We start from the raw sequence: 15,828 nt of genomic DNA, 5'->3' as shown, positions 1-15,828 counted from the left end.
TTAATAAAAACCCTTGACATTCAAGTATAAAAAACAAAATTATGATTAAAATATCTAATCTTCAGAAAGTGTTCTCAACCGAAGAGGTAGAAACTACAGCCCTAAATGGAATTGATATGAACATTAAAGATGGCGAGTTTGTAGCGATCATGGGGCCATCAGGTTGTGGGAAATCCACCCTGCTCAATATCATGGGCTTACTGGATAACCCAAGTGAAGGAAGCTATGACTTTTATGGAGTTGAAGTGGCTAAACTGAGTGAAAGACAGAGGGCTTCCCATCGCAAAGGAAATATCGGTTTCGTTTTTCAAAGTTTCAACCTGATCGATGAACTAACAGTTTTTGAAAATGTTGAACTGCCGCTTTTGTATTTGAAAACCCCTGCTACTGAGCGCAAGAAAAAAGTAGAAGATGTATTGGAACGCATGAATATCATGCACCGTCGCAATCACTTCCCTCAGCAGTTATCGGGTGGTCAGCAACAACGTGTGGCCATTGCCCGTGCCGTAGTTGCCAAACCAAAATTAATATTGGCCGATGAGCCTACCGGTAACCTTGACTCAACCAATGGTGAAGAGGTAATGAAGTTGCTTCAGGAATTGAACAACGAAGGTACTACTATCATCATGGTAACTCACTCTCCTTATGATGCCGGTTTCTCTCACCGTATTATTAATCTGTTCGACGGAAAGGTAGTAACTGAGAACTTCCACGTATAACCTGACGTATCACCGGGGCTGTAGCCCGGCTGAAAACGAGTAAATAAAGTGAAAATGTTGTTAAATGGGCTTACTGTAACCAAAATTATAGTAAGCTTCATTTGCTATTGCCTTTCTTGGGGTTTGTTTTTTAATCATAAATTATGAAAAAACTATGTTAAAAAATTATTTCAAAATCGCTCTTCGTAACCTCTGGAAAAATAAATCCTATACTTCAATCAACATCGTAGGACTTTCTATTGCATTTGGGTGTGCCATATTGCTGTTTCTCACCGCCTATTTTGAGTTTACCTACGATGACTTCCAGGCCAATAAAGACCGTATTTTTAAAGTCTATTTCAAAATTAACCTTCCTGATAAAATAGATTATCGGGCCAATCTTAGTACACCATTTACGCCCGCACTGGCTACCGATTTCAATGCAGAAATTAAACATGCTACGCGTATTGTGAGTGGTGGTGTGCAGATTATGCAGGGAGAGAAAACAATTGATGAAAGTGCGAGATATGTTGACGCCGGTTTTTTGAAAATGTTTTCTTTTAAAATGTTGAAGGGGAACCCTGCATCAGCGCTGAATGATTTGCGAAGTGTGGTTTTAAATGAGGAAGTGGCAGCAAAGATATTTGGTACTGCAGACCCCATGGGCAAAACAGTCAGCATGAATTTTGGAGGACGCATCGAAAGTTTCGTGGTAACGGGTGTCATCGAGAAAGCCCAAAAAAACTCGTCGATAGACAACGAAATGCTGATGCGTTTTGAGAATAACCCCGAGTATCAGGATTCTAAAGACAAATGGGATTCGAATTATCATGACGTTTACGTGCAATTGGCCGATAAAGTTGATCACCAGGCTTTTGAAAAACGCCTGAGGTCATTCACTGAGAAATATTTCAAGAGTGATATTACTCAATTGAAAAAGGAAGGCGCCAAACCTGATGACAGAGGAGAAATCATGAGCCTTCGACTGGCTCCATTGCCTGAGCTGCATTTCAATAAGCAAGCTGGCGGAGGCCGTTCCATAGAAATAGTTTATCCATACATACTGCTGGTTATCAGTGGTTTGATACTACTTATTGCCTGTATAAATTTTATTAATCTTTCTATTGCACGTTCTATGACCCGCGCCAAAGAAGTGGGCATGAGAAAAGCACTCGGTGCGTTAAAGACCCAGATTGTGGGGCAGTTCTGGGGGGAGGCGTTTATTATTTGTGTACTGGCATTCGGTATCGGGTGCGCATTGACCACTGCTTTAATGCCACAATACAACGCGATGTTCCGAAGCAGCCTTACGTTTGATAACCTGCTTAATCCGACGGCGGGTCTATTGCTGCTCTTTAGTTTTCTGATTATTACACTTATTGCAGGTGGGTATCCTGCTCTGGCGGTAGCCCGATTCAATACCATTGAGGTGCTGAAAGGTAAGGTGAAAGTCAGTTCGAGGTCAGGCGGTATCAGAAGCACGCTGATTATTGCCCAGTTCAGTATAGCAATATTACTGATTAGCTGTACACTGGTGATATGGAAACAGATAGATTATCTCCGTAATAAACCACTGGGTTTTGATGAAGACCACGTTATCAGTTTTCCGATAGGTAATGAAGTACAGGGAAGCAAGGTGCTGGAGTTTATGCGCAACAAGCTAAGCAATGACTCAAGGATTTTGAGTATTACAGGTGCCGATATTAATATAGGCAGAGGCAAAGACGGCTCTGGTTATAAATCGGTATACGGCTTTGAAATGGAAGGTAAAACCTATAGAACCAATGGCTTGACGGTAGACTATGATTACATAAAAACCCTTGGCCTTACATTGGTTAATGGCCGGGATTTCTCTCGCGAATTCACAACTGATAAGGAACGTGCCTGTGTGGTTAATGAAACCATGGCGAAGCAAATGGGTTATAAGGATCCGATAGGGAAACGGATTGCGTTAGGCGATAGTATAGGTAAAACAATTGTTGGTGTGGTAAAAGATTATCATTTTGAATCGCTCCGCAATAAAATTGAAGCCATTACCTACCTTTTGCCTGGCGACTTTGGTATCAATTACATCTTCGTAAAACTAACGCCTGATGCGCCGAAATCTACCATAGATATGGTAGGGAATGCCTACAAGGCAATTGCGCCAAAGTCAGAATTCCTGCCTTCGTTTTTAGACGAAAACACTAATAATCAGTATAAGAAAGAAGAGCGGATGTCGCAGATTGTAATGAGTTCAGCAGTGCTCACCATCATTCTTTCGTGCATGGGGCTGTTTGCCATTGCCTTAATGATTATGGCACAACGCACCAAAGAAATAGGAATACGCAAGGTGCTGGGCGCCAGTATACCTAATCTGGTGAGTTTGCTTTCAAAAGAATTTCTGGCGCTGGTGTTCATTTCTATTCTACTGGCCACGCCATTGGCCTATTACCTGATGGATAAGTGGATACAGGATTTTGCCTACAAAACAAATATAACCTGGTGGGTTTTTGCTGTAGCAGGTGGTGCAGCTTTATTGATTGCCTTGCTCACGGTTAGTTATCAATCGATCCGCGCAGCATTGATGAATCCTGTGAAGTCGTTAAAATCTGAATAAATAGCAGGGGGCAAAGGGCATGGGGCATAGATTAGCCCTTTGCTCTTACCCCTCTGCTCAAAGCCCCCAAAATATGATACGTAACTATCTAAAAATAGCATTCCGCAAGTTGTGGAAAAACAAGACTCACGCTGCCATTAATATCATTGGCTTGGCTGTGGCTTTTGGTAGCAGTATTCTGCTTTATCTTACTGTGGCTTACGAATTCTCGTACGACACGTTTCATAAAGATATCGAGCGTGTGTATTGTCTGTATTTCAATAGTGCTGATAAAAACGGCAAACCGGAATATAGCGCTGCAATGGCCTATCCGCTAACGCCGGCTTTAAAAGCTGAATTTCCCGAGGTAGAGGCAGTTACCAGCTATAGTTGGGGCGGTGGAGAACTCATATATCAGGGAAAGAAATTTGGAAAAACCGTACAAACAGTCGATGCTGACTTCCTGAAAGTGTTTTCTTTCCCACTATTGAAGGGTAGCATTAATACTGCTTTAGCTGATAAAAACAGTATCGTTATCAGTAAGACTACAGCAGAAAATATATTCGGTAAAGAAGAGCCTGTTGGCAAGCAATTATTAATAGACTTGTCGACCGGAAAAACACCATTTATTGTAACAGGCGTGATAGCCGATGCTCCAAGCAATTCTACGGTGAGATACGATGCCTTGATACGGACTGAAAATAATGGTAGCTATGAGGCAATCAAAGATAAATGGACAAGTCAGAATCATCAGGTCTTTGTTAAACTGGCGGCTAATTCCACACAGGTTGCTACTGAAAAACGCTTTGAGTCTCTGATAAATAAATACATGAAGACTTCAGAGGAAGATGCAAAGAAAGCGGGCCGTTTAAAAAATACAAGGGGACAATACCTTAGTTTGTTAATGATGCCTTTGAAAGAGGTTCATTTCGATACCGTTACCGGTTGGGGAAGTGGCGTTAGCAAGAGCTATATCTTTACCTTATTAACCATTGCCTTGCTGATAGTATTAATTGCTTCTATCAATTTTATTAACCTTAGTGTTGCTAAATCGTTTACTCAAGCTAAGGAAGTAGGTGTGCGTAAATCTTTGGGAGCCAATAAAGGACAGCTTTTCTTACAGGGCTGGGGCGAAGCATTTATGATCTGTGTGGTAGCCTTAATCTTAGGCTTGGGCATGGCTTATGCTTTCTTACCGCAATACAATAAACTATTTGACTCTAACCTTTCCATACAAAACTTTTTGGTTACCAATAACTTACTCATTACTCTGGTAAGCTTTATGTTAATCACCCTTATTGCCGGAGGCTATCCGGCATTTGTTTCTTCCCGTTTCAATATTGTTCAGGTACTGAAAGGAAAACTGACTAGTAAGAAACCCGGTGCGTTGCGCAATTCTTTAATGATTGTGCAATTCTCTATTTCCTGCCTGCTTATCTGTTGTACTCTGGCCATTTTTACACAACTCAGTTACCTGAGAAGCAAGCCGCTTGGTTATAATAAAGAACAGATTATCAGTGTACCTATTGGTAATGCATTAAATAACCGCACCGCCGTGCAGCAATTCCGTAATGAATTATCAAAATACCCTGCTATTGAATCAATAAGCGGGTCACAAATCAATTTTGGTAACGGCTTAGATTATAGTTCTTCAAGAAGTACCTACGGATTTGACTATTATCCGAATGAAGGAGATACCAAGCATTCAAAAAGCATTATTACAGACTGGGTTCGTGTGGATTATGATTTTGTAAAAACGATGGGTATCAAAACCATTGACGGCAGAGATTTCAGTCCTGATTTCGGCACAGATTCAACAGCTTTAATTGTAACCGAAAGTATGTTGAAACAAATGGGTGAAAAACACGCGGTAGATAAGTTTTTAATGCCTGATTCGGCCGTAGGTAAACAAAAAATTATTGGTGTTATTGCTGATTTTAATCTATACTCTTTACGTCAGGAAAACCGTACTATTACCTTAGAAATGGCTCCAAAAGGCAGTGTTTCTTATGTGATGATAAGAACGCGAAGCGAGAACCTTGTCGCAGCAATGGATCTGGTGAAAAACACCTGGAAGAAATTAGCCCCGAAAGAGGAGTTTAAAGGCTCTTTTATTAATGAGAACGTTGATCGTTGGTTTAATAAGGAAGAGCGTCTTTCACAGATTTTCAGCCTTGCAGCAGGTATTGCCATTATGCTTTCCTGCATGGGCTTATTTGCCATAGCATTAATGATTATTGAGCAACGTACCAAAGAAATCGGTATCCGTAAGGTATTGGGAGCCAGTATCAGCAGCATTGTGAACCTTATATCTGTCGATTTTCTTAAAATGGTTGGCGTAGCCTTCGTAATAGCTACTCCGGTTGCCTACTTTGCCATGCAGGAATGGCTGAAAGATTTTGCTTATCGCACCGAATTGCCATGGTGGATTTTCGCGCTGGCAGGTGTGCTTTTAGTTGTCATTGCCCTGCTCACAGTAAGCTACCAGTCAATCAAAGCAGCGCTTATGAACCCTGTGAAATCACTTAAATCTGAATAGCACAGGGCAAAGGGCATGGGGCATAGATTAGCCCTTTGCTCTTACCCCTCTGCTCAAAGCCCCCAAAATCATGATACGTAACTATCTCAAAATCGCCATTCGTAGTCTGCTTCGTAATAAGAGCTACACCGTTATTAACGCCGTTGGTTTGGCAGTAGGCATTGCTGCCTGTCTGCTTCTTTTTTTGATTGTGCAGTTTGAATTGAGCTTCGATACTTTCCACACCAAAAAAGACAGGATTCATCAGGTAGTTTCTGAATTCAACTACGGTGGCATCAGCTATGGTAATGGCGCACCTATGCCTGTGCCATTGGCCTTAAGAACCGATTATCCTCAGCTGGAAAAAGTAGCAGGGATAGCCTCAACAGGCTCGCAGATAAATATCTATAATGCGAAAACGCAAACCGTACAAAAGAAATTTAAAGATGAAGGAGGCATGTTTTATGCCGAACCTCAGTTCTTTGAAATGTTTGATTTCCCGATGCTTTCAGGGAATCCTAAAACGATGCTTTCAGAACCTTATACAGCTATTCTGACGCAAGAAATGGCAGAAAAGTTTTTTGGCAACTGGAAAAGCGCCATCGGAAAAACCTTTACCAGAGATAATGAAAAAGAATCCTACCGTGTGACTGGTGTGTTGAAAAATATACCCAAAAATACCGACTTCCCTCTGAAAATAGTATTATCATACAAAAACTTTCTGATTAATAATAAAGGGAATGCCAACGACTGGGAGAGCGTATCAGGCAGCTGGAATTGCTTCGTTTTGCTTCCTCCGCAAATGTCTGAAAAGCAGTTTAATGCCTTAATGCCTGCTTTTGAGAAAAAACATAAAACGGCAGCCCAAAGAAGCCGTGTGCGTAATTTTATTCGCCCATTAAGTGATTCACATTATGATGCCCGATTTGGTAATTTTGCGTACCATACCATTAGCCCTGAAATGATTTGGGTATTGGAGATAATCGGCGCATTTTTATTATTAGTAGCTTGTGTAAACTTCATTAATCTGGCTACGGCACAAGCAGTCAATCGTTCGAAAGAAGTTGGTGTTAGAAAAGCCTTAGGAAGCAATAAAGGGCAGTTAAGAAGTCAGTTTTTAGGCGAAAGTGCTTTAATCACGCTTACATCTGTCTTATTAGCTATTGTATTAGCCGTAATTGCTTTACCTTTCTTAAATGAATTATTGAATTATAAACTAAGTCTTTCATTTATCGATAATCCTGTCTTATTCCTGTTTTTGTTAGCAGTATCTATCGTGGTTATCTTCTTGTCAGGTTTTTATCCGGCTTTGGTTATTTCAGGTTTTAATCCGATTCTGGCTTTGAAAAGCAAGGTTACAGCTAAATCGATAGGTGGAATATCTCTTAGACGAGGTTTAGTTGTCTCTCAATTCGTAATTGCGCAATTCCTGATTATAGCTACCCTGGTAGTAGTGAATCAGATGAATTATTTCCAAACAACATCCATGGGTTTTGATAAAGAAGCAATTATCAGTGTGCCGGTTCCTAACGATAGTGTTGACCGGATTAGATATGAGTCACTAAAAACACTATTGCTACAGCAAACAGGGGTAAGAAATGTAAGTATTGCTTTCAGACTACCGGCAGGTAATAATAGCTGGAATAGCCCTTTTCAATACAACCATCGTCCGAAGGATACTGATTTTTCCGGCTTTCTCAACTGGGCAGATGCCGATTATTTCAAAACCTTTAATTTGAAATTTGTAGCCGGTAAAGCCTATTCACCAAGCGATACTGTTCAGGGTTATGTGGTTAATGAAACCACGGTGAAGAAATTGGGTGCTAAAAGTCCGGATGAGGTATTAGGCAAAGAGATTAATTTCTGGGGCGGCAAAATGCGGGCGCCAATTGTAGGAGTTATTAAAGATTATCATGCTACTTCATTGCATGGAGCTATTCCTCCTTTAGTTATAGCAAGCAATAAAAATTTCTTTAATACGATTGGTATAAAACTGGAAGCCAAAAATACGCAAAGCGCCTTGGATGCAGTAGAAAAAATCTGGAGCAAGTTTTTTCCGAATTATATTTATGAATATCAGTTTGTAGATAAAAATATAGAGAATCTTTATCAGCAAGAAAGACAGCTCTCTATCCTCTATGAAATCTTCGCAGGCGTTGCCATTTTTATCTCATGTCTGGGGCTGTATGGTTTAGTATCGTTCATGGCGCTGCAACGTACTAAAGAGGTAGGTATTCGCAAGACTCTTGGTGCATCTGTGGCACATATTGTGTACCTGTTTTCAAAGGAATTTACTCTATTGATTGGTGTGGCTTTCTTAATTGCTGCTCCGGTGGGCTATTATTTCATGAACGACTGGCTAAAGAAATTTGAGTACAGAATAAATTTAGGCCTGGGCATATTTTTACTGGCCGTTGTCAGCTCAATTGTCATAGCGTGGTTAACGGTGAGCTATCAGGCTATTAAAGCGGCATTGGTTAATCCGATAAAATCATTACGGTCAGAGTAAAACGCCCCCGACCCTTAAAGGGGAGTTGCTTACGCATAATTTTAAAAAACGAATGCAAAGTAATTAAAAGGTGAATTGAGGGAAAATATTTTCTTTACCATAAAACAAGTCCCCCTTTAGGGGCTAGGGGTATTGTATGATTAAGAGCTACATTAAAATCGCCATCCGGAATCTTTTCCGTAACAAGGTATTCAGCTTTATTAATATAGTGGGGCTGTCGTTAGGTTTAGCTGTGTCTACGCTTATCCTGTTGTTTGTTTCACATGAGGTAAGCTATGATAAATTTCATAAAAATTATGAAAGAATTTATCAGGTTGGAGCCTCTGTGAAAATGGGAGAGCAGGAGTTCTTCTTCGCGAACATGTCTCCAAGACTTGGAGATGCGCTCAAAGAGAATGCAGCGTCTGTTCAGGCAGTGGGCCGGAAAGCTGCTGAATGGCAGACTATACTGGAAACTCACCCGAAGCATCGATTCACAGAACCGGGGTTGATTTTTGCAGATGAGGGCTTCTTCAGGATTTTCGACTTTAAAATCTTACAGGGTAGTGTGTCGTCATTGTCCAGACCATATACTATTTTTCTGACTCCCGAAATGGCTTTGAAGTATTTCGGCAACGAAAACCCGATTGGCAAAACCCTGAAATGGAATAAAAAGACAGATCTGGAAGTGGTAGGTATAGTTGAGAAAAGCCCGTCAAACTCCAGCATCAGTTATAGTTTCATAGCCTCGCTTGCCACGCATCTTGCCGAGAATAAAAAGAATTATCCTGAGTTCTATACGGACGAAAAACTGAGTAAAATTTCTACAGGCGACTACGAAACGTTTTTGGTGCTTGATGATGCCGGTAGTCAGAAAAATACGGCAAACATACTTACTAAGCTGGCGTCGCAGAATGCTGATAACAAAGATGTAAAGTATTCGCTACGCTATTTTGCCAATCATTTAGGGCTGGGCAGCGATAAAATTGGTGACAGGCTGATGTATGTTTATATTTTTGCAGGGGTGGCCGTTTTAATATTACTACTGGCTATTGTTAACTTTATGAATCTGGCTACAGCCAGAGCTACTACCAGAGCCAAAGAGGTGGGTGTCCGTAAATCTATCGGTGCCAACAAGGCTGGTCTGGCTACTCAGTTCTATGTAGAATCTACGTTGACTATTATTATATCTACCGTTTTAGCAATAGTTTTATTTCAGGCTTTACAACCGGCATTCTATACAATGCTGGATCTTCAGATTGATACGGGTTTTTTGTTTAATCCATACTTCCTGTTGTCGTTTGTGGCAGTACTGCTCATCAGTATTTTATTGGCAGGCAGCTATCCTGCCATTGTGTTATCGGGCTTTAATCCGATTGAGGTACTTAAAGGTAGATTTCAGGGTAAGGGTAATGCAGGTATCAGGCGTACATTAACGGTATTCCAGTTGGTAGTCTCGTCGGTTCTGATATTCTGCTCTATCATTATCTTCGGACAAATCAAAAAAATGCGGGATAAAAACCTGGGGCTGAACAAAGACCAGATAGTGACCATTAATCTGGATGGACAGGCCCGCGCTAAAAACCAAGCCTTGCTCAATGATGTAAAACAGTTGGATGGGATAGAAGGCGTGTCCGGCTCCAAACACAGGATTTTCTTTGAGGGCTATAATATGACAGGTCTAAAGAAAATAGGGACAAAAGACAACTCCATTGCCTCAATGGTAGGTACCATTGTTTTCGATGTAGACTCTGCCTATGCAAACCTGTTTAGAATGGAATGGAAGGTGAAGCCCGATAAACTGCCGAGCGATCTGAAGAATAAAATATTGCTGAACGAAGCTGCCATGAAAGCTTTGGGAGGAGATGAGTCTTCGATTAAAAATCTGGAGCTAGGAGCAAACGAACCTATCGAGGTGGTGGGCGTTGTGAAGGATTTTAATTACTTCAATGTAAAAAACGAGGTGAAACCTTTGATGTTGAAGTTTATTACAAATATGCAGGAATATGATTTTCTGAATATCAGGATCAGAAAGGATGCAGATATGGTGACCACCATGGCACAAATTGAAAAGATATATAACCGCTATAAGGTGGATAATACCTTTCAATACTACTTTGCCGATGACGCTTTTGACAAACTCTTCAAGGCCGAAGAACGCATTGCCAATATATTCGGTGCGTTTACCGGTATCGCCATTTTCATTGCCAGTCTTGGTTTGTTTGGCTTAATTACATTCATGGCCGAACAGAAAACCAAAGAAATTGGTATCAGAAAAGTGCTGGGGGCATCAGTACTGCATATTACTACTCTGCTTTCGAAAGATTTTATGAGATTGATAATTGTGGCTATTTTGATAGCCTCGCCCATAGCGTATTATGCTATGAATAAATGGCTGCAGGATTTTGCCTACCGCATTGAGATTTCCTGGTGGGTGTTTGCGGCAGGTGGCTTGGGTGTTATGTTAATTGCTTTACTGACAGTGGGTTATAGGGCTATTAGAGCCGCATTGATGAATCCGGTAAAAAGTTTGAAGTCTGAGTAAAACACCCCCGACCCCTAAAGGGGAGTTGAGGGAGAGTATTTCCTGTAACCAGTAAACAAGTTCTAGGGGTGTATATATGATTCGTAACTACTTCAAAATAGCGTTGAGAAGCCTCTGGAAAAACAAGCTTTTTTCGTTCATCAATATTGTTGGGCTTGGCCTGGCCATGACATTCGGACTTATAGCCCTGATGCAGGTGCAGAACGTTTTTGAGTTTGATAATTTTCATCCTTATCCGGAACGGACATATCGTATTCTGACCGATCTGAAAGATGAAAGCGGGCGGCAGACAGCATATGCGTCATCACCCTTTTTATTAGCCGATAAGCTGAAAAACGATTACGGCTTTGTGGAGAAATCGACAAGAGTGGTGCGATTCTTTTCAGGTGATATGAACAACCGCATGAAAACCATCCGTCTGAATGGTATTTATGTTGATCAATCTTTCTTTGATATTTTTGGTTTCCCGCTTGAAAAAGGAGCTTATCCCATCGCACCGAATACCGTTGTGCTGAATAAAGAAACTGCCGAGAAGTTTTTTGGTGACGCTGACCCGGTTGGCAAAACCATCACCCATCACGACTATGGTGTCTTTACCATCACCGGTGTGTTGAAACCCTATAAATACAGAGGTACGCATTTTAGAAGCGACCTGATGGTATCTATGGCTACTTTCGAGAAGCTGAACAATGATAAGCAAGACCTCAGTAACTGGACAAAATACGATACTTACACATTTGTGCTGCTCAATAAAAATACGCAGTTAACTACGCTTAACCGTGCGTTGGCATCAGTAGCGCAGCAGAATAAGAAAGATACCGATTTCGGTAAAACCAGCCATACTTATAGACCTCAGCCATTGAAAGATATTTCGCCTGCATTTGAGCATCTGGAGAAGAATGCCTATGTAGACAGTATCTCTGACCTATCGGTCAATTTCATTATGGCACTGGTTATTATCGTATTGGCAGGCTTTAATTATACCAATCTTACACTGGCGCGTTCGTTAAGCAGAGCCCGTGAGGTAGGGGTCAGGAAAGTTTCGGGTGCGGTACGCAGGCAACTGGTAAGCCAGTTCCTGATTGAAGCCGTTCTATTGGCATGCTTTGCCCTGTTGATAGCCTACTTTAGCTTTATGGCGTTGAAGCAATACATTCATGTGTCGTGGATTGTGTGGGAAGTAGAAGATAAACGATTGATGTGGCTAGTCTTCGCAGGGTTTACTTTAATAACGGGCTTGTTAGCAGGGGTATTCCCTGCCCGCATCTTATCATCTTTTCAGCCTGCTCAGGTGTTGAAAGGTGAGTTGATGCCCGGTTCTTTTGGTAAAATAAGTCTGAGAAAAGCCCTGATTGTGATTCAGTTTGTGGTAACGCTGGTCTATATGGCACTAAATGTGAGCATGTACAGCCAGTTTGAATACATGGCTACCGAAAACGAGAATTTTAATCGTAAAGATATTCTGAATGTAACGCTGGCAGACACTGATTACAAACTACTGAGAAATGAGCTTTCCCGCTTGTCGGGTGTTGAAAGCATAGGGATGAGCTCAGATGCCTTTGGCAACGGCGCAAGTCAGTATGCCATTAAAGGCAAACGAACCGATCAAAACCTGTTGGCTCATTATTTTGCTGTTGATAACCGTTTCATCAACAATATGCAGTTGACATTTGTTGCAGGTAAAAATCTGCCTGACGCTACGGTGGATTCATCAGGCAATTTTGTATTGCTCAACGAAAAAGCCGTGAGGATGCTTCATTTGGGTAGTCCACAGGAAGCCATCGGTAAAATGATATTTCTCAATAACCAGACCGAGGCGTTGGTGAGCGGAGTAGTAAAAGATTTCTGCTTTAATAATTATCAGTTTGAGGTCACACCTGCGGTTTTTCAGTATAATCCCGATCAATTTCATTTGCTTTCCATTAAAACGGCCAAGGGTGTAGACGAGGCTTCTATGATAGCATCCATTCAGCAAATCTGGAAGCGTTATCAGCCTTATGATGCCATGGTTTATACCTGGTATGAGAAAGAACTTTATAACCGCTATTTTCCGGGCGAAGATATGAAATTTTCGGGCCTTACTACACTGGTAGGTTTTGTAATAGCTATTATGGGTTTGCTGGGTATGGTAACTTACAGCACAGAGAGGCGATTGAAAGAAATCGGTATCAGAAAGGTGCTTGGAGCCTCTGAGACCGAAGTTGTGCGGCTGTTATCATGGAGTTTTCTGAAACTACTGTTGATTGCTGCATGTATTGCGTTACCGATAGGGTATTTATGTAGTGTGCTTGTAATGAATTTCTTTGCGTTTAATCCAGGCGTGCGCTTGGGTTTATTAGCGGGCAGTTTTGCCTTGATTTTTCTGATAGCCTTACTGACCATCGGTATTAAGACCTATCAGGCGTCAGTGATGAATCCGGTGAATAGCTTAAGGGCTGAATAACAGAATGTTAAAATAACTTAAACGAAATGAGAATGATTGAAAGAGGGTTTATCTTCCCATTTTAATCATCAAAATTTCAAAATTATGTTACAGAACTATCTGAAAATCTCCTGGCGTAACCTTATGAAACGTAAGTTTTATACGGCGGTTACGATTTTCGGCCTCTCGGTCGGAATCACCTTTGCTTTGCTTATCGGCAGCTATATGTGGAGTGAATGGCAGATAAATACCAACTTACGCCATGTGGAGAATCAATACGTGATTCAAAGTCATTGGGATAAGGAAAACATGGGTCTGGAATTTACTTCGCTGGGGCCTTTAGCTAAGGCATTAAAAGATAATTATCCTGCCCTTGTTGAAAATTATTACAGATTTGATGGCGTAACAACTGTAGTTTCGAAAGGCAGCAAAGTTTTCAGAGAAGATATACAACTGGGCGATTCAACGATATTGAACATGTATGGTTTCCAATTACTGCATGGAAATGCCGGAACTGCACTGAATGAACCTAACACGATGGTGATTTCATCTGACCACGCCCTGAAATACTTCGGTAAAACCGAGGTACTGGGGCAAACCCTCAGACTGGAATCTTTTTCAGGCGATAAACGTGAATTCATGATTACCGGCGTGTTGAAAGAAATGCCCGGTAATTCAGTAACTAATCTGGTTAATATCAACAATAAATTACCCGTATTAATCTCTTTAAGCAGTGCTCCGTTTTTCGGGCGCAATGGTTTCCAATTCTGGAATAACCCTTATATAGGCAGTTATGTAGAATTGAAGGAAGGAGTAAAAAAAGAAGATTTGGAAAAGGCAATGGCACAGCTTATTGCGACCAATGCTCCGAAGCAAATCAGCGAAAACCTGCATGCCTATCTCAAACCCATACGATTGGCTTATCTTGAAACCAACAATGGCCTTGTAAAAAACACCATACTGACGCTGAGTATGGTAGCATTGTTTATTTTGCTGATGGCGGTGGTCAATTTCGTGAATATATCTATCGGCAACTCATCGTCAAGGCTAAAAGAGATAGGAGTAAGAAAAGTGCTGGGAGGCAAAAAGGAGCAGGTACTACGCCAGTTTTTAACCGAATCCATCATCATAAGCTTGTTCAGCCTGGTGGTTTCGTTGTTGTTTTATGCGCTAGCTCGGCCTTATTTTTCCGGTGTGCTTCAAAAAGAAATCGTTTCATTGTTCAGTGCTTCACCTTATTTCTATTTAGCTGCACTGACTTTAAGTTTGTTGATTGGGGTGTTGAGCGGGCTTTACCCATCTTTGGTGCTGGCCAATATTCCTTCTATTGATTCCATGAAAGGTAAATTGAAATCGGTGAAGGAGAACGTTCTTTTCAGACGCATTCTGCTGGCTTCTCAGTTTACGGTGGCTTTGTTTGTATTTGGCGGTGCTGTAGTTGTCTCTCAGCAGGTCGATTATTTTTTCAATAAAGATTTAGGCTATAATAAAGAGGCGGTTTTTTCGGTAAGAGTACCCCGAGACTGGTCGCCAAAGGGCGTGGACAAAATGGAAACCATGCGCAATGAGCTGGCAAAAGTGAAGGAGATTAAAGAGGGTAGCTTATCGTTTGAAATTCCTGATGGTGCCACCGGATTCAGCAGTGCTATTTACAAAGTCGGGCAAGACTCCACGCAGGCGTTTTATGCACCCACCTTAGTAACCGACGCAAAATATGCGCAAACATACGGTATCCCGGTAAAAGAAGGACAGTTTTTCCATGCCGATCGAGGCACATTTCAGGCAGACAGAATGGTACTGAATGAAGCCGCTGTGAAGGCACTGGGGTTTAAAACTCCGGTAGAGGCCATTGGTCAGCAGGTAAGAGCACACTATTTTCCACGCAATTTTACTATTGCAGGTGTAGTGAAAGATTTCCATTTCCAATCGATGCATAATGCCATAGGGCCGATAGCTTTTATGCAGGTGAGAGACAATACTTTTTACAGATTTCTATCATTCAGACTTAATTCGGGCAGCAGCCTGAATGAAGCCGTGGGAAGCATTGAAAAGAAATGGAAGCAACTGATGCCCGATGCGCCATTTGAGTACACATTTATGGATGAAACCGTCCAGAAAATGTATCAATCAGAATTACAAATGAAACAAGCTGCCAGCGTAGCAACCATATTGGCAGTAATCATTGTTTTGCTGGGTGTTTTAGGCATGGTGTCGTTAAATACAGTGAGAAGAACTAAGGAAATCGGTATCCGCAAGGTACTGGGTGCATCAGGTGCAAGTATCACTTATTTGTTTCTGAAAGAATTTATGGTTGTGATGGCCGTGGCGGCAATGATTGCGTTTCCGCTGTCCGTTCTGAGTATGAACAAATGGTTACACAATTATGCTTACCGAATAGAGTTAAGCTGGCTTACATTTGCCGTTATCGGATTGATTTTTGGCGTTTTATTGATTGTTCTGGTAGGTCTGCAGACCCTGAAAGCCGCCAGGCTGAATCCTGTGAAGAGTTTGAAAATTGAATAGTACCCCCAGCCCCTAAAGGGGAGTTGAGGGCGATAACATATATATCTTTTAACTTT

At 41.4% G+C, this 15,828-nt stretch carries 7 protein-coding genes; all 7 read left to right on the top strand.

What is annotated here, in order from left to right; genetic code table 11:
* Window positions 1-41: 41 nt before the first annotated feature.
* The 7 genes from AC1RRY_RS10565 (at window position 42) to AC1RRY_RS10535 (ending at window position 15,772) form a co-directional block, all read left to right on the top strand.
* A complete protein-coding gene (locus AC1RRY_RS10565; RefSeq protein ID WP_492821060.1) occupies window positions 42-719 on the top strand; it encodes an ABC transporter ATP-binding protein in 678 nt (225 codons plus the stop codon).
* Between the two features lie 154 nt (window positions 720-873).
* A complete protein-coding gene (locus AC1RRY_RS10560; protein ID WP_492821062.1) occupies window positions 874-3,297 on the top strand; it encodes an ABC transporter permease in 2,424 nt (807 codons plus the stop codon).
* Window positions 3,298-3,370: 73 nt separating this feature from the next.
* A complete protein-coding gene (locus AC1RRY_RS10555) occupies window positions 3,371-5,815 on the top strand; it encodes an ABC transporter permease (RefSeq protein WP_492821064.1) in 2,445 nt (814 codons plus the stop codon).
* 70 nt (window positions 5,816-5,885) lie between these two features.
* On the top strand, window positions 5,886-8,303 hold the full coding sequence (locus AC1RRY_RS10550; RefSeq protein WP_492821066.1) for an ABC transporter permease: 2,418 nt from the start codon (window positions 5,886-5,888) through the stop codon (window positions 8,301-8,303).
* 136 nt (window positions 8,304-8,439) lie between these two features.
* On the top strand, window positions 8,440-10,827 hold the full coding sequence (locus AC1RRY_RS10545; RefSeq protein ID WP_492821068.1) for an ABC transporter permease: 2,388 nt from the start codon (window positions 8,440-8,442) through the stop codon (window positions 10,825-10,827).
* A gap of 76 nt (window positions 10,828-10,903) precedes the next feature.
* The gene (locus AC1RRY_RS10540; protein ID WP_492821070.1) at window positions 10,904-13,270 is read left to right on the top strand and encodes an ABC transporter permease; all 2,367 of its coding nucleotides are present in this window, start codon (window positions 10,904-10,906) and stop codon (window positions 13,268-13,270) included.
* A gap of 84 nt (window positions 13,271-13,354) precedes the next feature.
* Window positions 13,355-15,772, top strand: a complete 2,418-nt coding sequence (locus tag AC1RRY_RS10535) for an ABC transporter permease (protein ID WP_492821072.1) — start codon at window positions 13,355-13,357, stop codon at window positions 15,770-15,772.
* Window positions 15,773-15,828 lie beyond the last annotated feature (56 nt).

The sequence above is a fragment of the Emticicia sp. GW821-FHT11C11 genome (assembly GCF_058808615.1).
Note: the sequence above shows the minus strand (reverse complement) of the source record. Positions and strands in the feature narration are given on the sequence as shown.